Genomic DNA, 19467 nt, shown 5'->3' with positions numbered 1-19467 from the left:
TGTCTACTGCTTCTTTGTTGTTCCTAAAAGTCAGGTTCGCATCAAAAAGACAAGTTTGATTCCACTACGCCACTCGCGCCGGACTTCTGAAAAGCCGAAACGATTGTAAAGCGAAAGCGCTGGCAGATTACGTGCACCGGTCATGACGTGTTTGGCGAGACTGTGTTCGAACACGTGTCGTAGCAAAGATTGTGCGATTCCTTGACGGAAGTATGCCGGATCCACGACGAGTCGCGTGATCGTCCCGTCAGCAATCGTGACAGCACCTACAATGTCGTCATCAATGACGTAAACGAAACCGATCGGCGCTTCAACGTCGATCTCATCGATCGTTTCGCATAATGGCGGGAAATCAGTAGCGTCGAGTAATGCGGCTTCTATCTGATAAGCGCGACGTTGTACTTCCAGTAGTGACGCATGATCAGTTGCTTGGAGTGAACGAATCATCTGCAGCCTCCGACGTGATGCTGTCTGTCGTTTCATCGATTGGCAAATTAAGTTGTTCCTTCAATGTCGTCTTCGCGTCAGCCAGTGATGTTGGATCGAGCTGGTAATAATAAGCGCCATTGATTTTCGCATCGGTACCTTTTAAATCAATCCGGTTGATGGAACCGATTTTTTTGATGAACGGTTGCAGTTGGAACGCTTCTGTCAACGACATGTTCGTTTTGAAGTTGTCTCCAGTAGCATCCATTAGTGTGTTTAGTTTGGTGATTGAACCGAACGATGTCGACTGATCAACGATGGCTTCGACAATCTGTTGTTGACGTTTTGTCCGTCCGATATCTCCTTCAGGATCTTGATAACGCATTCGAGCATAAGCGAGTGCTTCTTCGCCGTTCAACGTTTGTTGTCCCGGTTCCAATTTAACGCCATTGCGCTTATCGGACGAGTCGAGTGTATCGATCGGTAACTTAACGTCGACATCGATGCCGCCTAATGCGTCGACGATCGCGACGACACCATTGAAGTTGATCGATGCATAATAATCGATTGGAATATCGAGCAACGTCTCGACCGTTTCAATCGTTGAATCGATGCCACCAAAGGCATAAGAGTGATTGATTTTATCCTCGTAACCGACAGAAGGAATCTCGACGAGTGAATCGCGGGGAATGCTGACCATATCCACAGTTTGATCGTACTTGTTGAATGTCGCGACGATCATCGTATCAGCACGCGATGAGGTGTCACCAGGTCGTTCATCCGTTCCGACGAGCAGAACGGAAAAGTGATCTTTCGTCAAATCAATGGCTGCTTCTCGTTTCTCGGACTTGTCACCGCGCGCTAAATCAACGTTTGAGTCGTTTGCGGTCTGGAACGTTTTATATGCAACGTAAGCGAAGGTTGCACCTCCACCCACAAGCACGACAAGAAAACTGATCACGAACACTTTAAACCACGAACGTTTTTTCTTTATCTTTTTTTTATTACTTCGGGTTCGCTCTTCCACTTTTATTAACTCCTAACATTAACTGAATTTTAAAAAAACTTTAAATTTCTTTACAATCAGTATAGCAGGTCAGGAAATAATGTCACGTTCGAGGTAGCGCGTAGAGCCGCTTGACAAATCAGCTTGACCGTTCGTCATGTTCGTCATCCAGTCGAGAAAATCAGGGACATCGGCTGTCTTGACGAGGACGTCGATCTGGACTTGATCGAGGTAATGAATCTGATCAATCGGATGGACGCTCGCCCGTAGTTCGTTCTCGAGCTTTCCAAGCCATGTGTAGTCGACGTTGACGGAAACAACGGTATGTTCGATCCGTTCGACGACACCGACTGCGTTCAGTGCTTCAGAGACACTCGAACCATACGCGCGAATCAATCCACCACCACCGAGCTTAATACCGCCGAAATATCGTGTCACAACGACGACCGTATCACGCAAGTCGCGCTTCTTCAATACTTCAAGCATCGGGACACCGGCCGTTCCACTTGGTTCACCGTCATCATTCGCTTTTTGGATCTCATTACGCTCACCGATGACATAGGCGGAGCAGTTATGGTTCGCATCGTGATGTTTTTTTTTCAACTCGGAAATGAACGCCTGGGCTTGTTCTTCCGTCGTTGCGCGAGCTAAATAAGTGATGAATCGTGACTTTTGGATAATGATTTCGTGGAAACCGTTTTCTTTTACTGTATAATAATTAGATAATGTCATAATCAAAAATGTCCTCCTCGTTAACTAGTTCTTTCTAGCATAACGACGTTCCAAGAGAGAGACAACCGTAGACGACTGGCAAGGAATGGAGGGAGTACCATGACGAATGAGATGAGGGAGCGGCTATCCTTGAATGATATCGTACAGAACATCATCGGCGTCGTAGAAGAGAGTCGGGAAGAAATCGTCCGGATCACGGAAAGTTCTCGCGAACAATATGCCGAAATTCAGCAAGAACTGCGTGACCTGAAGATTCGGGTACACGACTATATAAAAGAAGCAGAACGACTCGAACGCCATATCAAGGATGCGAAGGCGCGACTCGTCGTCGTCAGTAAGAACTTCGACAGCTACTCGGAACAGGATGTCCGGTCGGCCTATGAGACAGCGAACGCGTTGCAACTCGAATCGTTCATCAATCAACGAGACGAGATGAATTGCCGAAAGCGTCGCGATGAGCTCGAACGCCGACTGATTCAGCTCGATGAGACGATTGAACGAGCAGATCAATTGATTGGACGCGTCTCGGTCGTCTTGAACTTCTTGACGGACGATATGCAGATGATGAATGAAAAATATGAAAAGGCGATGCAAAAACAAGAGATGGGCTTAAAAGTCTTCCAGTCCGCCGAAAATGAAAGGCGCCGGCTATCGCGCGACATGCATGATGGTCCGGCGCAGACGCTCGCCCACGTCTTGATCCGGGCGGATTTGATTGAAAAGATTCACCAGCACAATGGGGCAGAGGCAGCTTTTGAAGAGATTCACCGTTTGCGGACGTTGATTCGGGATGGACTTGCCGATATCCGTCGCATCATATACGATTTACGTCCGATGACGCTTGACGATCTCGGATTTGTTCCGACGCTTGAACGCTATCTTCGTCATATTCAAGAAATTTCGAATATTCCGGTTCACTTCAATTATCTGGGAGGTGGTGAACGGATCGATTCGACGTATGAAGTTGCCGTCTTCCGAATCGTTCAAGAAGCCGTCCAAAATGCAGTAAAGCATTCCAAAGCGAGTGACATTCGTATTATCATAGAACAATATCAACATTCCGTACGAATCCACGTGAAGGATAATGGCGTTGGATTTGATTTCGATTCCATCGTCGCATCATGCGACGAGTCATTCGGACTCGTTGGTATGCGTGAACGGATCGAATTGATCGATGGTGAATTCGATATCGAGACGCAGCCCGGAAAAGGTACGGTCATCAAGGTCAAGATTCCAATCGAGGAATCCGAAGCGAGAGGGGAAACACTGTGAACAACGAGCAAGTGAAAGTAGTCATCGTCGACGATCATCAGTTATTCCGCGAAGGCGTTAAACGAATTCTTGATTTCGAAGAAGAGTTCGTCGTCGTAGCGGAAGGGGAAAGCGGAGCGGAAGTCATCTCGCTCGTCGAAACCCATCAACCGGATATCGTCTTAATGGATATCAACATGCCGCAAGTCAACGGTGTTGAAGCAACAAAACGTCTGATGGAAGTCTATCCGGATGTGCGTGTCATCATCTTATCGATTCATGATGATGAGACGTATGTCATGCACGCCCTTGGTGCCGGTGCAGTCGGTTACCTCTTAAAGGAAATGGCAACGGACGAACTCGTCAATGCGATTCGTTCCGTGTACCGCGAAGGCGGATATGTCCACCCGAAAGTCACACCGAACTTATTGCAGGAATATCGTCGTTTGATGAAGATGAAACAAACGATGGCGTCACAACCTGTTGAAAAACGAGTCGCGGAAGCACCACTCCACGTCTTGACGCGTCGCGAATGTGAAGTCTTGCAATTGTTAGCGGACGGTTTCTCGAACCGTGCGATCAGTGATACGTTATACATCAGTGAAAAGACGGTCAAGAACCACGTTTCATCGATCCTCCGGAAGATGAATGTGCCGGACCGGACCGGTGCTGTCGTCGAATCAATCCGTCGTGGATGGGTCGTCGTTTAATATCTCGAAAGACAGGAGCTCTCGCTTCCGTCTTTCTTTTTTTATCCAGTAAAAAATGCTACACTTAAAAGCGATTGTGGCGTGTCACATTTGGCAGCGTCACGACGGAACTATAAAAGCGAGGAAATTCACGGATGAGCCAGATTGTGATCTTAACGGATAGCACAGCCTATCTGCCAACTACCTATTGTGAAGAACATCAAGTGCACGTCGCACCACTTAGTGTCATCTTCGACGGTGACGCCTACCGGGAAGGGTTTGATATCTCAGTAGCTGAATTTTATGAACGCATCCAGACGGGCAGTCTCCCGACGACCTCACAACCGAACATCGGTGATCTCGTGTCGTCGTTCGAGCAGTTGCCAGAAGGAACAGATATCATCGGTATTACACTATCAAGTGGGATCAGCGGAACGTACCAAGCGTTACATACGATCAACATGATGGTGGATCATGTCAACGTCCATCCAGTCGATTCACGTATTTCCTGTATGCCGCAAGCGTTTCTCGTCCAAGAAGCCGTTCGTTTGCGAGATGCAGGAGCGACGGCAGAGACGATCGTCCAGCGTCTTGAGACATTAAAGGAACAGATTCGTGCGTATTTCGTCGTCGACGATCTCGAACACCTCCAGCGCGGAGGACGTTTGAGTGTCGCGCAGGCATTCGTCGGCTCGTTCCTGAAAATCAAGCCGGTCCTTCATTTCGTTGATGGAAAAATCGTTCCGTTTGAAAAGATTAGAACGTTTAAGCGGGCAGTCAATCGGATTGAGGAAATGATGAAGGAAGATATCCGCGGTGATGGTACAGGTTATGTCATCGGTGTCATCCATGCCGAGGATTCTGCGAAAGCAGAGGCAGAGATTGCTGAACTGAAGGCACTTTTCCCGCAGGCACGCATCGAGATGAGTGTCTTTGGACCCGTCATCGGTACACACCTCGGACCAGGGGCAATCGGTGTCACATGGTATCACGCAGCAGAATAAGATAGGAGCGGAAGCAGTAGGAATTCTCTTCATGAGGATACCTGCTGCTTTTGTTTTGTCAAAATCCTCAAAAATCATGGATGACTATATGGAAACGCCTGTTGAAACCGTACCGTATGGCGTTACCTCGAAATTCTGCGAGTCAAAAGCTCAAGTTGAGTAGTGGAACGCTCACAAGGAGATGACGGACGTCCGCGAGAAAGAGACGAAACAGAAAAGGAGAGATGACGATGGATCTTCGAGGACGACTCGTACCTGTTGAATGGATCGACGCACCACAAGTGACATACCGATTCAGACCAGCCGTGACATGGCGTTGCCAACGATGTGGCGCGCTTCCAGTGCGAGGAGACTGTACATGTGGTAAAGCCTGTTATTATTGTCGGAAATGTCTCGCTTACGGCAAACTACGAAGCTGTGGACGACTCGTGACGGATCAGCGGGCACTTGATCCGGTGACACCGGCACAACATGGACCATTGACGTTGACGCCGGCACAATTACGTGTTGCTCAAGCGATCCAACGAACGGTTCTAACTAACAAACGGCTTCTCGTTCATGCTGTGTGTGGTGCCGGGAAAACGCCGATGCTCTTTCCGGGGATTGCCGATGCGCTCGCAAGCGGGCGCCGTGTACTTGTTGCAGCACCACGGGCAGACGTCGTCCGGGAATTGACGGGACATCTAAAACGAGCGTTTGCGGACGCCGCCATCGTCTCCTTGTACGGTGGTTCGTCTGAACGTCTTGAGCTGGGTGATATCACGGTCAGTACGACACATCAATTGATTCATTACCGGGATTGTTTCGACGTCGTCTTTTTAGATGAGGTCGATGCTTTTCCATACCGGCTCGACCGAACGTTACATCGATACGTCAAGCGAGCGATGACGAAAGATGCCGCGCTGATTTTATTAAGCGCAACGCCTTCGTTTTGGCATCGACGATTCCCGACGGTTCGATTGATGCGACGCTATCATGGCTATCCGTTACCGGTCCCAAAGCTCGTCGTACCGTATAGCGAACAGCTCGTGTTCGATTGGTTGGCGCGTCATAACGCTGTACCACGGCTCGTCTTTGTTTCACGGATCGCAGAGCTCGAGCGATGGCAAAACCGATTCGCGACAGCGGGCTATGACGTCGAGACCGTCCATGCCGCAGATTCGGAACGAGTCGAGAAGGTCCAGCGTTTTCGACAATCGACAGGAATCTTACTGACGACGACGATTCTTGAGCGGGGTGTGACGATTGAAAACGTTCAAGTCGCGATTCTGGATGCTGATCAAGGATTCAGTACGGCAGCCCTGATTCAAATCAGCGGACGAGTCGGACGATCGTCGGCATATCCGGATGGTGACATTTTATTTTGCGCCAATGACCGGAGTGATGCGATGTACGAAGCGATCCATGAGATCAAGAAAGCGAACGCCGTGCAACCATGAACCGATGTCTATTCTGTCAAGAGGTCTATCTACCTAGTTGGGAACTCGGAAATCTCTGGACTAGGCAAGTGACCTGTCCGACTTGTAAAATAAAGTTTGTAAAAAGAGGGGAATGCGTCGATTGTGGAAAGCCGGGTCCAGTGTGCTGTTCAGACTGCGCAGAATGGCGAAGGCAAGGGCTGACGCTCCAAACAGCACCTCTTTATCTATACAATGATGCAGCGAAGGAGTTCATGCATCGCTTCAAGTTTCTCGGTGATAGTGCGTTGCTTGAGATGTTTACCGATGACTTGAAGAAGGTAAAAATCAAACAAGCAGTTCTTGTGCCGATCCCGTTAAGCGCGGAACGTCTCTCAGACCGCCGTTTTAATCAAGCGGAGCTGATCGCACGTCGGATGCGCGGAAAAATTGTTCCGTGTTTAAGTCGTCTCGATGGTCCAGAACAAAGTAAGGCAGGGCGACAAGCGCGACTTGCGCGTAGTAATCCGTTTTGCGTAACGAGTGACGTCAAAGGAAAGAACATCGTACTTGTCGATGATGTCTATACGACAGGTGCGACGCTTCGCCAAGCGATGTTTCGACTCAAGGAAGCGGGAGCGAAAGAAATTTCTGCTGTAACTTTATTTCGAAGTGTTTAAGAAAGCAACATTCCTGCCGATACTCTATGTGAGGTGAAGGAAATGGATGTCATCAATTGTAAATCTTGCGGGAAGTTAGTCGTGCGTCAATCTTCAGAACTGTGTATTGATTGCATACGAAAGGATCATACGGATTTTGAGAAGGTACGCGAATTTCTGCGAGAACGACGAAAAATCCGGACTTCACCTAAAGATGTCGAGATCGGAACGGGTGTTAGTCGAGATACCGTCTTCCGTTACATCAAGGAAGGGCGCTTATTGATCTCCGAGATTTCCCAGATGGAAATCATGTGTGAGAGTTGCGGGAAGCCCTCCCGTGAAGGCACGATTTGTGCCGCATGTCGTGATCGTTTACGACGTGACCTCGCCCAGGCGATGCTTGACTCTTCTGACTCTTCGAAACCAAGGACGTATCGGACTTGAACTAAGAATCTTGTAGTCTAGAAAGCAGGTGTTCACATGCGAATTGATTCTACGAAATGGGTGAACATGCCCAAAACGTACGAAAGAACTCAATCAGTAGAAGGAACAAAAAACCAACGTACGAACCGTCCGGACGAAGTCAGTATCTCTACAGAAGCGCGTGCGCGTTTCAACGAGACACAGTCGTCACGGACTGAAAAGATTGAATCCCTCAAACAGGCGATCCAGGATGGAACCTATAAACCAGATGCGAAAAAAATCGCGGAACGTTTCTTGAACCTGTAAGCGGGACATCGTAGACAATGGAGGCGACTCGGGGCACGGATGCGCGGGTCGTTTTTTATATGAATGGAACCTTTTCAATTCGGAAGGAGAAACCGAATGCAACTCATCAATCAGCTCAACGAGGCGCATGCTCATTTACTTGCGCTCGCAGAAGAAAAGAAGCAAGTCTTGATTGCAAATGACATGCGTCGTTTGTCTGAAATCGTTAAAGAAGAACCGGTACATATCAAACGAATCGAAGCACTAGAACAAGAACGGCTCGCACTGATGGGGAGTGTGACGATGACGGAATGGATCGCGACGCATCCGGAAGATGTCGACTCACTCCGAACGTTGTTGCAGACGATCGGTCAGCTGCGACAGTTGAATACACTAAACGCGGAGTTACTGGAACAGTCTCTGCACTATTTGGACTGGCATCTCCAACTCTTGATTCCAGAAGCGGACGACTTTACATACGGACAGTCCGCACTGAACCAGACACACTTCAATCGAAACGCGTAAGGAGGAATACGGATGGGATCGACTTTCATGGGGCTTGAGACAGGGCGTCGGGCATTAACGACGAACCAGTGGGCTCTGCAATCGACTGGAAATAACATTGCGAACGCCGGCACGGAAGGATTCTCTCGCCAACGTCTCGTCATGGGAACGACGGAACAACTTTCGATTTCACTTGGATCTGGACGAAATGGACAAGTCGGAACCGGAGTCCGCGGAGAAATGCTCGAGCGAATTCGGGACGTCATGCTCGATAAGCAGTACCGGGATGAAGTGACGAAGGTGTCCTACTACGGTACGAAACAAGCGGCATTCGGACGGATGGAAGATATCATCAACGAACCGTCGGAAACGGGTCTTTCGAAAGCGTTCGACGGGTTCTGGGAATCACTCCAGACCTTGTCGACGAATCCGCAAGATTCAGGTGCACGCAGTGTCGTTCGTCAAAAAGCGGAGACTCTCACGCAGACCTTCAATTACATGGCGAAAGCAATCAATCAAGTCAAAGCGGACTTAAAGAGTGAAGTCGAGGTCTCGACGAAAAAAGTCAACGACCTCCTGCAAAAAATCCATAACATCAATACGGAAATCCACGTTGTCGAACCGCTTGGTGCTTTACCAAACGCACTCTACGATGAACGAGATCGTTACTTTGATGAGCTTGCTCAATATGTCGATTTCGAAAAAGTGACAGTAGATGCTCAGGCGATCGAAACAGGACAGATGGGGAATGCGTTGCGCAATGCGGAAGGGCGCATCGACGTCAACATCAAGTTTCCGAACGGGGACAAGCTGCTTGCTGTCGACTCCGATTTACCGAAAGCGGGCACACTGACGTTCACGACGAACGAACAGGGACTGTACACCGGCTTTAAGTCTGAGACACAGACGTATACGTTTGATCAGCTCGGCGGCTTCTCAACAGGACGTTTATCAGGACTAATTGAGATGTACGGGCAAGAGCGAGACGGAAAAGCCGTCGGGGAATACGTCAAGATGGAAAGTCAACTCAATGAGATGGCAAAGACATTCGCGAATGCCTTTAACGCTGCGCATGCGACGAACTTGAAGAAAGATGGTACAGCGGGATCAAATGCCTTCTTCGCATCAACAAGCGGTGACATCACTGCAGCAACGATCTCCGTCGGTTCGGACATCAAGGCGAGTCTTGATAACATCGCGACGTCGACGGACGGTAACATCGGGGATAGTCAAGGGGCATTGAAACTGGCGAAGATGAAGACAGCGAGCATCGAATTCACGGAGTCGAAAACGACGACGACGATCGGCTCGTTCTATCAAAACGTCATCGGCGATATGGCGGTCTCGACCGATCAGGTCGGACGCCTGGGTAAGAGTGCTGCTGTCTTGATGGAAAGTGCGGATCAGCGCCGCATGTCGATGTCTGCCGTCTCGATCGATGAAGAGATGACGATGATGATTCAGTATCAACACGCTTATAATGCAGCAGCACGAAATATTACGACCGTCGATGAGATGCTTGATAAAATCATCAACGGTATGGGACTCGTAGGACGGTGATGAATAGATGAGAGTAACACAAACGATGTTGACGAAAACGAATATCGGGCACTTATCCTCAAGCTATCAGCGCTTGAGCACGCTTCAGGAACAATTGATCAGTGGGAAGAAGATTCAACGTCCGTCTGAGGATCCAGTCGTTGCGATGCAAGGCGTGCGTTACCGGACGGAAGTACGAGAAGTCGAACAGTTCAAGAAAAATGCCAGCGAAGCAACGGGCTGGATGGACTTGACGGATTCTGCCCTTAACGAAGTCACATCAGCGATGAGTCGGATTCGTGAGTTGACGACACAAGCGGCGACGGATACGTATGATGCAACACAACGTAAAGCGATCCAGAGCGAAGTCGGTCAATTGATTGAACACATCGGAACGCTCGCGAATACGAAATACAATGAAAAAGGCATCTTCAACGGAACGAAGACGGATACGGCATTCGTCTCGATGGACGGATTGCGTGATTACTTAGCGAGTACAACTGGTCCTGTTGACGGTGTCTTCACGGATGGGGATCCGACAGGTAAGGAGACGGAATCCATCAATTATGAAGTTTCTTCTGGTATCGAAGTCCAAGTTAACATTTCACCACTCAGCGTCTTTGGACCGGAAACGTTCCAAACGTTGAAAAAAGTCTATGATGCACTCGGTACGAACGCTGATAACAACGGGGCTACCTTATCCGGGATGTTGAAAGATATCGATGAGATGGTCAATGGAACGGTCGAGACACGTGCAGATCTCGGAGCACGGGTCAACCGGATGGATTTGAACACATCACGGCTCGAGGACCAAGAAATCATCGCGAAGACGGTCATGTCGGATAACGAAGACATCGAGGCAGAAAAAGTCATCATGGAGCTGAAGTCATACGAGACGTTACACCGCGCAGCACTCAGCGCCGGGGCACGAATCATTCAGCCGACATTACTCGATTTCCTACGATAAGGGGTGAAGGCAGATGAATCTTCCGCATCTTGAAATACGTCAGACGGCGGCACGAATCGGGATGAACATCACGCGTCCGCAAATCGAGCAGAAGCAGACACCTGCCTCCCTGTCGATCGAACAACCACGTGGGGAACTATCGATTGAAACCGTCGCGGCACGCCTTGAGATCGATTCGACGCAAGCCTGGATCGAGATGGGGCGCGTTCCTGCGCTCGAATCCGTTCGGCAGTATGCTACTTATGGACGACAAAAAGGGCAGGAAGCTGTAGCGAAACGAGCCTCTGAAGGCGATCAACTGATGCGGATCGAGCAGGGCGGTGGAACTGTCGCGCGGATTGCGAAAGCCAATGATACACCACCTGCTGAAGTAACGACTCTCGGATTCATTCCGCGGAGCCTCGATCGAGTCAAGACGACCTATACACCGGCTGAGGTACGATTAAGTTATACCGCGAATCGTCCGAAAATCGATGTCGAAACGCATCGACCGGAACTGACTGTGAAAGAAGGTCAGGTCGACATTTATCTACAAGAACAAAATCAACTGAATATGTGGCCGGTTGGTGGCATATTCGATGGGGAAGGATAACGACATGCAGATCGAAACGGATTTTTTTGGAACCATTACGATTGACGAGACGGAAATCATCACCTTCGCGTCCGAATTACCAGGTTTTCCGGAAGCAAAACGCTTCATCTTGCTCCCGTTCGGAGAAGGCGTTCCGTTCTGGTCGTTTCAATCGATTGATCAGCCGGAGTGTGCCTTCGTCGTGACGAACCCGTTCTGGATTGATCCAGAATACGTCTTCGAGTTGCCGGAAGCAGCAAAAGAGCAACTCGGAATCGAGGATACGGCGCAAGTCGCCGTCTATACGACGGTCACATTACGCGATCCATTCACGACGTCGACGACGAACTTACGAGCACCTTTCGTCATGGAAACGAAACAACGACTCGCAAAACAAATCATCCTAGACGATACATACACGAATCGTCATCTGATCGGTAGTCTGACGGAAGTAGGTGGTCGCTGATGCTCGTACTGAAACGAAAGACGGGAGAAGCGATTCAAATCGGTGACGACATCGAACTGACGATTCTTGCGATCGAAGGTGACCAAATCAAGATTGGTATCAAGGCACCACGGCAAGTCGACATCCATCGTAAGGAAGTCTACTTGTCGATTCAAGAAGAGAACACGGAAGCGTCTCGTAGTACTGGATTGATCGGACAACTCTTGAAACAACAGGAAAAATGATTCCATTTGAATGTCATCGGAACGTATCTTTTTGATGAACGATGCGCTTCAAACGAGGACGAAAAGACTCCCTTTGCCCGAATGTGCTGCAAAGGGAGTCTTTCTTATCATGAAACAAATGCTGAAACGCGTTGAATCGTGTATAGTAATGAAGAGAAAAGAAACCTTTTGAGCCAAAGAGGGAGTTGTCAGGAATGAATGAGACGAAGCAGCTGAAAAAAGACGCGAACCGTGTATTAAAAGCGACGAGTCGCACCTTCTATATCCCGATTAGTCGACTATCGCAAGACTTACAGGAAGCGGTCGGTGCTGCTTATCTATGCATGCGTGCCATCGATGAGATTGAAGACCATGAGGACTTGGCGACGGACGTCAAGACGATGTTACTTCGCGAGACGGCGTTATTGATGCGGGGCACGTTCTCCGCTACGACCTATCTCGAGTTGATTGCGCCCTACACAGCGCATCTACCGGAAGTAACACTCCGTCTACCGGAGTGGATCGCCTATTGTCCGGCCGCGATTCGTCCGAAGGTCCTCGATTCGACGGCGGAGATGGCAGAAGGGATGGCGGTCTGGGCAGAGCGTGACTGGACGGTCGAGACGGAAGCGGATCTTGACGAGTATACGTATTATGTCGCTGGACTCGTCGGTGTCATGTTATCCGACATTTGGTACTGGAAGGCTGGTATCGTCACTGATAAACAGCAAGCGATCGGATTTGGTCGTGGTTTACAAGCCGTCAACATCCTGCGTAACCAACAGGAGGATGCGGAGCGTGGTGTCGGTTACTTCCCACCTGGTTGGACGACGGATACGATGTTTGCTTATGCGCGTGAGAATCTCGCAGAAGCCGATGCCTACCTTGCGTCCATTCCGAAGGAGACGACGATTTATGAATTCTGTCACATTCCACTTGCACTCGCACATGGAACGCTGGATGCCCTTGCAAAAGGGAAAGAAAAACTCAGTCGTCCGGAAGTCTTGAAGATCGTCGGCGCTGCCGTACTAAAACGATAAGCACAAACAACAGCCGCTCGTTTCCGTCAAGGAAGCGGGCGGCTGTTCGTTTAACGTAATAAGTAAAGGGTCAGTCCGATCAGGGCGGAACCCGTCCAAATCAAGGCGATCGTTCGTCCGTACGGTAAACGATAGCCGGCACGGCGGGAGACGAGCAGTCCGATCGTCATGACTGTCAGTGCGACGAAAAAGGTCAGGAACAACGATAACTGTTGCATGTCAATCTCCTTTCATCAATGCAGATCTGACAAGTACGTCATGACTTTCTCTTCATACGCTTTTCGGTCGTGCGCATACGACTGGACGTGTCCACCGTTTTCCGTCACGTAGAGCTCGGAGCGCGGCGCCGCCTTTTGAATCTTCATGCTTTCCGTGACTGGAATCGCATCGTCGTCCTTCCCGTGGATCAACAGGATTGGATACTCAATCCGTCGAACCGCTTCAATCGGTTTCACCCGTTCTGGATTGAGACCCGTCAGAGGTGGCGTGATCTCCAGAATGATCGGGGTGAACGGGAAGTTCGGTAATCCGCTCCAGACAGGCAGGTTCGTTGCGAGATAGTTCTCGAGATCGCTAAACGGGCTGTCGGCGATGACACCGACGACGTCCGCCTTTGGAGCGGTCACGAGTGATGTTGCAGCACCCATCGAGATCCCGTAGAGGACGACTGGTTTTGAAGACCGTGACTTCGCGTAGCGAACGGCCGTCAGCAAATCATCTTGTTCCTTTGCACCGACCGTGACGCGTTTTCCGTCCGATTCACCGGATCCCCGGAAATCAAACGTCAAGACATTATAGCCGGCGTCGTGGAACTTCTTGAATAACGGGAAGACTGGAACATCTTCTTGCTCCCGGTTCTTGCCGTAACCATGGGCGAAGACGACCGTCAGTTTTGCGTCCTCGCTAGGCATCCACCAGCCAGACAAACGTGTCCGGTCTTTATAGGAGCGGAAGGTGACGTCCTCATAGTCGAGTCCTTCCGCTTTTTTCGGTGTCGTCGTCAATGCTTCGCGCTCCGGTTGCGTCAACGATGAGCCGACATAAGCGGAAATCCCGATGACGACGATGACGGCAAGCGTCACGATAACAATCACCCCGCCGATGATTTTCTTACGATGTTTTTTCCACACCCGTGTTCCTTCCTTTCGTTCGGTTAATGGATATCTTTTTTCTTGAAGCGACCGCCGTGGACATCATGGATGTTGCCGATCGCAATGAAGGCTTGCTCATCGAAGTCGCGGACGATGTCTTTGAGTTTCGATTCCTCGAGGCGACTGATGACGCAAAAGATGACTTTTTTGCCGTCGCCGGTGAAGGCACCTTCTCCGTTTAAGTACGTCATGCTTCGACCAAGTCGGTCCATGATTGCAAGACCAATCTCTTCATAATTCTCCGAAATGATCCAGACACTCTTCGACTGATCGAGTCCATCGATGACGACATCAATCGTCTTGAAGGCAACGAAATAGGTGATCAACGAGTACATCGCCCGGTCCCAACCGAAGACGAATCCAGCGGCGCCGAGGATGAAGACGTTGAAGAACATCACGATCTCACCGACTGAAAACGGTGTCGAGCGGCTGAAGGAGACAGCGAGAATCTCGGTTCCGTCGAGTGAACCGCTCGAACGGATGACGATTCCAACGCCGATTCCAAGAATCAAGCCACCGAAGACGGTCGCGAGCAAATCCACGCTCGTCAGCGGACCGATGTGTTCGAGGAGTTTCGTTGCGATCGCCATGACGAAGATTGCGTATAACGTCGATAGGGCGAACGTCTTTCCGATTTGTTTGTAGCCAAAAAAGATGAATGGAATGTTCAAGAAGAACAGCCATAAGGCGAGCGTCGTATCGGTCACTTTTGAGCCGATGATCGAGATTCCGACAATCCCGCCATCGATGATGTTATTTGGAACAAGGAATCCTTTCAGTCCAAGCGCGAAGATGATGGCACCGATCGTCAGCATCAGGAATCGTCGAAAAAGCTGACCTTTCGTAGAACGGCGATGATGTTTCGTAGGTAGTGGTGACTGCATGCCATTCCTCCCTTCTGAAGTAAAACGCTTTACGATTACTATAACAAAAAAGCACGAAGACGTGTGTGAACGTCTTCGTGGAGAGGTCAAGGGCGATAGCGTAACGACTGGAAGAAGCGCATGATCTGTTCCGCTTCTGTCGGATTCGTGTATTCGCCGATATATTGTTCATCTTCCTGTCCGTTGATCGTCACTGTACAAGTGACGAGTTGTAATCCTTCACTCAATCGAATCTCAAACGTCGCATCTGACAACGGCAACGACGTCTTCGTCGAAAAGTAGATCGCACGCGTGCTCGTCCGATGGGCTTCGATATCGGAGAAGGGTAGTTCAAACGACTGGGTGTGATGTGTCAACATGCGAACTTTTCCTGAGACAGAGAAGCGAGGAACCGTATCGCTCGATAAGGAACAGGCTTCGATCGGATACAAGATCTCGCGCAGGAGGAACGATTCCATGACGTCCGCTGACACTGGGTGACTAAACAGGTAACCTTGGATACTCGGACAATTGAGCGTCGGGAACGTATCGAGCTGACGGAGCGTCTCGATGCCTTCTGCGACGACCGTTAGATTGAACTCACCTGCCATGTAGAGAATGCTTTTGACAATCGCTTGGGCTTTGGCGTCATCCGTAATGTGGGTCGCGAACTGTCGATCAATCTTGATGACGTTGATCGGATACCGTTGCAGGTAGACCATCGAGGAGTAGCCTTTTCCGAAGTCGTCAAGTGCGATTCGAACGCCGATCCGACTGACGTATTCGAGCGTCCGACTCGTCATCGGGTCATCCATGATCAAGGCGGCTTCCGTGATTTCGAGTTCGAGTAATTCAGGTGCGAGCTGATACGTCGACAGCATCCGCTCGATATGATGTTCAAAACCAGGAATCAAGAATCGTTTTGGTGAGACGTTGACGGAAATCGGAACGAGCTCTGCCCCTGTCGTCTTCCAGTGCTGCATCGAACGACACGCTGTCTCGACGACCCAGTCGCCGATTGCGACATGTAAGGCACTCTCTTCGGCAAGCGGAATGAAGTCGTTCGGTGGAATCCGTCCCCATTCCGGGTGTTGCCAGCGAATTAACGCCTCGAGACCGACGATTTTTCCGGTCCAGCTATCGACCTTCGGCTGATATTCAAGGAACAGCTGATTACGTTCAATCGCATAATGCAAGTCCTGCTCAAGGCGATAACGACGATAGTAATCGATATCAAGATTCGATGCGTAGTGGTGCATCGTGCTGTGGTTTTCACGACGTGAGCGACGTAAGGCGGTATAGGAATGCTTCAATAATTCGACGGCGTCCGTACTGTCTTCCGGATACCGGCTGACCCCGACCGAGATCCGCGCAAACAAGGCATACGGTTCAATTGAGATCGGTGTTTCCGATAAGTCGAGCAATGACTGCGCACATGTCGTCACGTCTTGTTTATAGCTCGTCGGTACGAGCAAGGCGTACTCATCGCCGCCAAGGTGCCCGAGAAACGTCTCGTCCGGTTTCGTTTGTTGTAATAAAGCTGCCGTTCCTTGTAACCATTGGTCACCGGAACCGTGTCCAAAGGCGTTGTTGATCTCAGCGATTCGGTTGAAGGAGACGGTGAGAACGAAGAACGATTGATTCTTTTCTTGCCACGCGTCGATTGTCTCGATGAGCGCTTGCCGGTTTGGCAGGCGCGTCACGGCGTCACGCAAAGCGAGCTGTCGTAATTGTTCCTCGTACACTTTTTGAAGCGTGATGTCATGCATGATGCTATTCGTATAGGCAATCGTGCCGTCCAGTTGGAAGACAGGGATCTGTTGGTCCTCGATCCATTTGATACGACCATCTGGAAAGTGAAGACGGTACTGAATCGTTCCCGCCTGACCGTCGACTAACCGTCCGATGAACTGTTTCATCGCCGCATGATCGCGAACGTCTAATCGTTCGAATAACCATTCGTGACTAAGGATTAAGTCCTGCGGTAACTCTTCGAAGATGTGCAGGAACCCTTGTGAGTGAAAGAGAATTCGCCCCGAAATTAAGTCAATTTGCGAGATCGCGGCATTGACGGCTTCGTAGATTTCACGCGCCTGCGCCCGTTCCGTGACGAGTTGACGTCGTGCCTCGTCGACTTCCGATAAATCATACAGGACGACCGACAGATGATTCGGATGGTGCGGACGGTGAAAGGCTTTCAAGCGTAACAGCTGATAGGTATCGTCAGCCGTCAGCAGGGAGACTTCCATTTCAAAGCGTTCCTTTTCACCCGCAATCAAACGTTCCATCTCGAACTGAAGCGGATCGAAGTCACGTGGATGAATCCGACTGAACAGTTGTGCTTGATCGAGTGTCGTCGCATCGACATCTGAAAGGCCTAAAAAATGCAGTAAGGCAGGGGAGAATTCGATCGTCTGCTTTTGAACATCAAAATGGAAGACGATGAGTTCCGGAATCTGTTCCGTCAGTTCGAGTTGAGAGCGAATCGACGTGACATCTTCTTCGAGTTGTGTCTCACGTGTGATATCACGCGCGACACCATAGACACCGATGACTTGTCCATCTTGTTCGACTGGCATGTTCGTGATCTTCAATGTGACCCGGTGTTGATCAGCGTGGAGTCCTTGTGCCGTATAATGAACGGTCTCGCCACTTAAGGCACGTGTGAAAAAGGCAGTCACCGCTTCGATTTGATCTGGCGGATTGAACACTGCGAAATGCTCATAGAGCGTCTCAGCGGAATAACCGAGCATGTCTGGTAACTGTTCATTGAAATAGATGATCGTTCCAGAGGCATCGAATAAAAAGATTGCATCTGTCTGTTGCTGAAAGAAGGCTTCCGCCGTTTCCGGACGGGACACTTCAAGTCCACCGATATAGAGTGGGGCTGTGTCGGATTGACGAATCCGATTCATCGCTTCATGAAAAGCCATCCACGTCACCTCCTTACAATACTAGCGTTCTCTTTACTAGTATCGGGTGTAGGAAATGGAAATTGCAACCTTCGTTCAAGAAATAGACTTATTTTTCAAAAAAGTGAACCAGTATATGAAAATCACGATCAAAAGACATCTGTCCTAAATCGAACACAAAAAAGCCGAAGCTCTCATGCAGGAGCTTCGGTCGAAATCTTAAATCGCTAAATCGATGGACGTGTCACTGGCATTTGGATCCGCATCCGTTCCTTGATCCGGTGCGCCCGGCATGTCACCGTCCGGACCATGTCCGTGTCCGCGACCATGACCATCACGTGCAGGTCCTTTCTTGAGATCAGCGTAGCTTGAGGCTTCATCCGCGCGAGACTGGATGTGTTCTTTGATCTGTTTCGCTTGTTTGTCTGTCAGCTTGCCATCTTTGACTTGTTGATCAATCGCAGCAGTTTGTGCTGTCAGGACGGCTTTCTCGAAATCGGCGTAAGCGATCTTGTTCGCTTCCGCGAATTCAGGCAAGGATTGCTTTGCAGCTTCGAATTTCGCTTCATCGAGTCCAAGTGCTTTTAAGATTGCGGATGTCGAGTCACCGAAGACACCACCTGGTCCATGGTCACCACGCTTACTGTGATCACCGCGATCCGGAAGATCGTCGTAGCTCTTCGCGTCCTTATATTCCTCAGTCAGACGAGACTTGATTTCCGTTGCTTGTTTTTTCGTCATCTTTCCATCTTTGACGAGTTGGTTGAGTTCACTTGTCTGTGCCGCAAGCAATGCTTTTTTGTAGTCAGCGAACTTGATTGACTGTGCCTTCGCATAAGCAGCAAGCGATTGATTCGCTGCGTCGAACTTCGACTGGCTCAGTCCGAGTGCCTTCAAGACGTCGGCGATCAATGATTCATTGAAGAAACCTGATCCACCGTGGCGACCCATCGGCATCTTGTCTTTGAGTTCAGCGTAGCTCTTGACGCCACTGAACCGTTCCGTTTGACGCTTCAACATGTCGTCTGCTTGTGATTGTGTTAAGTCGCCTGATTTGACGAGACTTGCCAGTTGTTCCTTCGCTGCTGCGAGTTCTGCCTTCTTGTAATTCGCGAACGAGATTCCTTTTGCTTTTGCGAGATCGGCGATTGATTGCCCTTTCTCCCGGGCAGCATCTGCCTCAGCTTGTGTCAGGTTCAATTTTTTCAAGAGTAACGTCATATCATGTTTTTTCATACCTTCGAAGTGGTGCCCGTGTTTCGCTTGTTTTGTCGTGCTCGAGTCGTCGTTCGTCGCAGCGTATGCTGATGCGCCTCCGACTGTTAATGCGCTAATTGTCAATGCAGTGATCCATTGTTTTTTGAATGTCATGGGATGAT

Annotated in this window: 22 protein-coding genes; 14 read left to right on the top strand and 8 right to left on the bottom strand. The window is 49.7% G+C overall.

Annotated elements, in window-relative coordinates; all coding sequences use genetic code 11:
- Positions 1 to 30: 30 nt before the first annotated feature.
- The 3 genes from L985_RS13705 to L985_RS13695 form a co-directional block, all read right to left on the bottom strand.
- Positions 31 to 447: a GNAT family N-acetyltransferase gene (locus L985_RS13705; RefSeq protein ID WP_047393166.1), complete on the bottom strand. Its 417-nt coding sequence runs from the start codon at positions 445 to 447 to the stop codon at positions 31 to 33.
- Positions 422 to 1387, bottom strand: coding sequence for an LCP family protein (locus L985_RS13700; RefSeq protein WP_235609837.1), 966 nt, complete (start codon positions 1385 to 1387; stop codon positions 422 to 424). Before L985_RS13700 ends, L985_RS13705 begins: the two co-directional genes overlap by 26 nt.
- A gap of 135 nt (positions 1388 to 1522) precedes the next feature.
- Entirely contained in the window at positions 1523 to 2164 is a 642-nt protein-coding gene (locus L985_RS13695; RefSeq protein ID WP_047393173.1) for a YigZ family protein, read from the bottom strand.
- A 99-nt stretch (positions 2165 to 2263) separates the two neighbouring features.
- On the opposite strand from L985_RS13695, the gene L985_RS13690 reads away from it, so the two are divergent.
- From L985_RS13690 to L985_RS13625, 14 genes are all read left to right on the top strand, one after another.
- Positions 2264 to 3436 carry a sensor histidine kinase gene (locus L985_RS13690; protein WP_029342538.1) on the top strand — a complete coding sequence of 391 codons (1173 nt, stop codon included), beginning with the start codon at positions 2264 to 2266 and terminating at the stop codon, positions 3434 to 3436.
- Positions 3433 to 4125, top strand: a complete 693-nt coding sequence (locus tag L985_RS13685; protein ID WP_029342537.1) for a response regulator — start codon at positions 3433 to 3435, stop codon at positions 4123 to 4125. The genes L985_RS13690 and L985_RS13685 overlap by 4 nt, the downstream gene beginning before the upstream one ends.
- A gap of 134 nt (positions 4126 to 4259) precedes the next feature.
- A complete protein-coding gene (locus L985_RS13680; RefSeq protein ID WP_047393177.1) occupies positions 4260 to 5108 on the top strand; it encodes a DegV family protein in 849 nt (282 codons plus the stop codon).
- Positions 5109 to 5338: 230 nt separating this feature from the next.
- On the top strand, positions 5339 to 6547 hold the full coding sequence (locus L985_RS13675; RefSeq protein ID WP_052169444.1) for a helicase-related protein: 1209 nt from the start codon (positions 5339 to 5341) through the stop codon (positions 6545 to 6547).
- Positions 6548 to 6687: 140 nt separating this feature from the next.
- A complete protein-coding gene (locus tag L985_RS13670; RefSeq protein WP_235609836.1) occupies positions 6688 to 7185 on the top strand; it encodes a ComF family protein in 498 nt (165 codons plus the stop codon).
- Positions 7186 to 7227: 42 nt separating this feature from the next.
- Positions 7228 to 7608, top strand: a complete 381-nt coding sequence (locus tag L985_RS13665; protein ID WP_029342533.1) for a hypothetical protein — start codon at positions 7228 to 7230, stop codon at positions 7606 to 7608.
- Positions 7609 to 7644: 36 nt separating this feature from the next.
- Positions 7645 to 7893 (top strand): flagellar biosynthesis anti-sigma factor FlgM, encoded by a 249-nt coding sequence (gene flgM, locus L985_RS13660; RefSeq protein ID WP_047393186.1) that lies wholly within the window; start codon positions 7645 to 7647, stop codon positions 7891 to 7893.
- A 96-nt stretch (positions 7894 to 7989) separates the two neighbouring features.
- Positions 7990 to 8397 (top strand): flagellar protein FlgN, encoded by a 408-nt coding sequence (locus tag L985_RS13655; protein ID WP_047393189.1) that lies wholly within the window; start codon positions 7990 to 7992, stop codon positions 8395 to 8397.
- 12 nt (positions 8398 to 8409) lie between these two features.
- Positions 8410 to 9936 (top strand): flagellar hook-associated protein FlgK, encoded by a 1527-nt coding sequence (gene flgK, locus L985_RS13650; protein WP_047393192.1) that lies wholly within the window; start codon positions 8410 to 8412, stop codon positions 9934 to 9936.
- Positions 9937 to 9943: 7 nt separating this feature from the next.
- On the top strand, positions 9944 to 10882 hold the full coding sequence (gene flgL, locus L985_RS13645; protein ID WP_029342530.1) for a flagellar hook-associated protein FlgL: 939 nt from the start codon (positions 9944 to 9946) through the stop codon (positions 10880 to 10882).
- Between the two features lie 13 nt (positions 10883 to 10895).
- The gene (locus L985_RS13640; protein ID WP_047393197.1) at positions 10896 to 11474 is read left to right on the top strand and encodes a DUF6470 family protein; all 579 of its coding nucleotides are present in this window, start codon (positions 10896 to 10898) and stop codon (positions 11472 to 11474) included.
- Between the two features lie 4 nt (positions 11475 to 11478).
- Positions 11479 to 11919, top strand: coding sequence for a flagellar assembly protein FliW (fliW, locus tag L985_RS13635; RefSeq protein ID WP_029342528.1), 441 nt, complete (start codon positions 11479 to 11481; stop codon positions 11917 to 11919).
- The gene (gene csrA / locus L985_RS13630) at positions 11919 to 12143 is read left to right on the top strand and encodes a carbon storage regulator CsrA (RefSeq protein ID WP_029342527.1); all 225 of its coding nucleotides are present in this window, start codon (positions 11919 to 11921) and stop codon (positions 12141 to 12143) included. The genes fliW and csrA overlap by 1 nt, the downstream gene beginning before the upstream one ends.
- Before the next feature lie 194 nt (positions 12144 to 12337).
- Positions 12338 to 13162, top strand: a complete 825-nt coding sequence (locus tag L985_RS13625) for a squalene/phytoene synthase family protein (RefSeq protein ID WP_029342526.1) — start codon at positions 12338 to 12340, stop codon at positions 13160 to 13162.
- 50 nt (positions 13163 to 13212) lie between these two features.
- Here the strand turns inward: L985_RS13625 and L985_RS16990 are convergent, their stop codons facing one another.
- The 5 genes from L985_RS16990 to L985_RS13605 all read right to left on the bottom strand — a co-directional run bounded on the left by L985_RS16990 (position 13213) and on the right by L985_RS13605 (position 19459).
- Positions 13213 to 13380, bottom strand: coding sequence for a hypothetical protein (locus L985_RS16990; RefSeq protein ID WP_156772520.1), 168 nt, complete (start codon positions 13378 to 13380; stop codon positions 13213 to 13215).
- Between the two features lie 15 nt (positions 13381 to 13395).
- The gene (locus L985_RS13620) at positions 13396 to 14292 is read right to left on the bottom strand and encodes an alpha/beta hydrolase (RefSeq protein ID WP_034786099.1); all 897 of its coding nucleotides are present in this window, start codon (positions 14290 to 14292) and stop codon (positions 13396 to 13398) included.
- A 23-nt stretch (positions 14293 to 14315) separates the two neighbouring features.
- Positions 14316 to 15197 (bottom strand): YitT family protein, encoded by an 882-nt coding sequence (locus tag L985_RS13615; RefSeq protein WP_029342524.1) that lies wholly within the window; start codon positions 15195 to 15197, stop codon positions 14316 to 14318.
- An 86-nt stretch (positions 15198 to 15283) separates the two neighbouring features.
- Entirely contained in the window at positions 15284 to 18109 is a 2826-nt protein-coding gene (locus tag L985_RS13610; protein ID WP_047393201.1) for a sensor domain-containing protein, read from the bottom strand.
- Between the two features lie 198 nt (positions 18110 to 18307).
- Positions 18308 to 19459 (bottom strand): hypothetical protein, encoded by a 1152-nt coding sequence (locus tag L985_RS13605; protein WP_047393205.1) that lies wholly within the window; start codon positions 19457 to 19459, stop codon positions 18308 to 18310.
- Positions 19460 to 19467 lie beyond the last annotated feature (8 nt).

The organism is Exiguobacterium sp. ZWU0009, assembly GCF_000798935.2.
Taxonomy (GTDB): Bacteria; Bacillota; Bacilli; order Exiguobacteriales; family Exiguobacteriaceae; genus Exiguobacterium_A; species Exiguobacterium_A acetylicum.
The sequence above is the reverse complement of the archived record's forward strand: the minus strand, read 5'-3'. Positions and strand labels throughout refer to the sequence as shown.

Coding starts and splice junctions, on each gene's coding strand:
- L985_RS13605 (WP_047393205.1), bottom strand. CDS start 19,459: ATGACATTCAAAAAACAATGGATCACTGCATTGACAATTAGCGCATTA.
- csrA (WP_029342527.1), top strand. CDS start 11,919: ATGCTCGTACTGAAACGAAAGACGGGAGAAGCGATTCAAATCGGTGAC.
- L985_RS13705 (WP_047393166.1), bottom strand. CDS start 447: ATGATTCGTTCACTCCAAGCAACTGATCATGCGTCACTACTGGAAGTA.
- L985_RS13615 (WP_029342524.1), bottom strand. CDS start 15,197: ATGCAGTCACCACTACCTACGAAACATCATCGCCGTTCTACGAAAGGT.
- fliW (WP_029342528.1), top strand. CDS start 11,479: ATGCAGATCGAAACGGATTTTTTTGGAACCATTACGATTGACGAGACG.
- L985_RS13675 (WP_052169444.1), top strand. CDS start 5,339: ATGGATCTTCGAGGACGACTCGTACCTGTTGAATGGATCGACGCACCA.
- flgK (WP_047393192.1), top strand. CDS start 8,410: ATGGGATCGACTTTCATGGGGCTTGAGACAGGGCGTCGGGCATTAACG.
- flgL (WP_029342530.1), top strand. CDS start 9,944: ATGAGAGTAACACAAACGATGTTGACGAAAACGAATATCGGGCACTTA.
- L985_RS13610 (WP_047393201.1), bottom strand. CDS start 18,109: ATGGCTTTTCATGAAGCGATGAATCGGATTCGTCAATCCGACACAGCC.
- L985_RS13625 (WP_029342526.1), top strand. CDS start 12,338: ATGAATGAGACGAAGCAGCTGAAAAAAGACGCGAACCGTGTATTAAAA.
- L985_RS13690 (WP_029342538.1), top strand. CDS start 2,264: ATGACGAATGAGATGAGGGAGCGGCTATCCTTGAATGATATCGTACAG.
- L985_RS13665 (WP_029342533.1), top strand. CDS start 7,228: ATGGATGTCATCAATTGTAAATCTTGCGGGAAGTTAGTCGTGCGTCAA.
- L985_RS13655 (WP_047393189.1), top strand. CDS start 7,990: ATGCAACTCATCAATCAGCTCAACGAGGCGCATGCTCATTTACTTGCG.
- L985_RS13640 (WP_047393197.1), top strand. CDS start 10,896: ATGAATCTTCCGCATCTTGAAATACGTCAGACGGCGGCACGAATCGGG.
- L985_RS13680 (WP_047393177.1), top strand. CDS start 4,260: ATGAGCCAGATTGTGATCTTAACGGATAGCACAGCCTATCTGCCAACT.
- L985_RS16990 (WP_156772520.1), bottom strand. CDS start 13,380: ATGCAACAGTTATCGTTGTTCCTGACCTTTTTCGTCGCACTGACAGTC.
- L985_RS13695 (WP_047393173.1), bottom strand. CDS start 2,164: ATGACATTATCTAATTATTATACAGTAAAAGAAAACGGTTTCCACGAA.
- flgM (WP_047393186.1), top strand. CDS start 7,645: ATGCGAATTGATTCTACGAAATGGGTGAACATGCCCAAAACGTACGAA.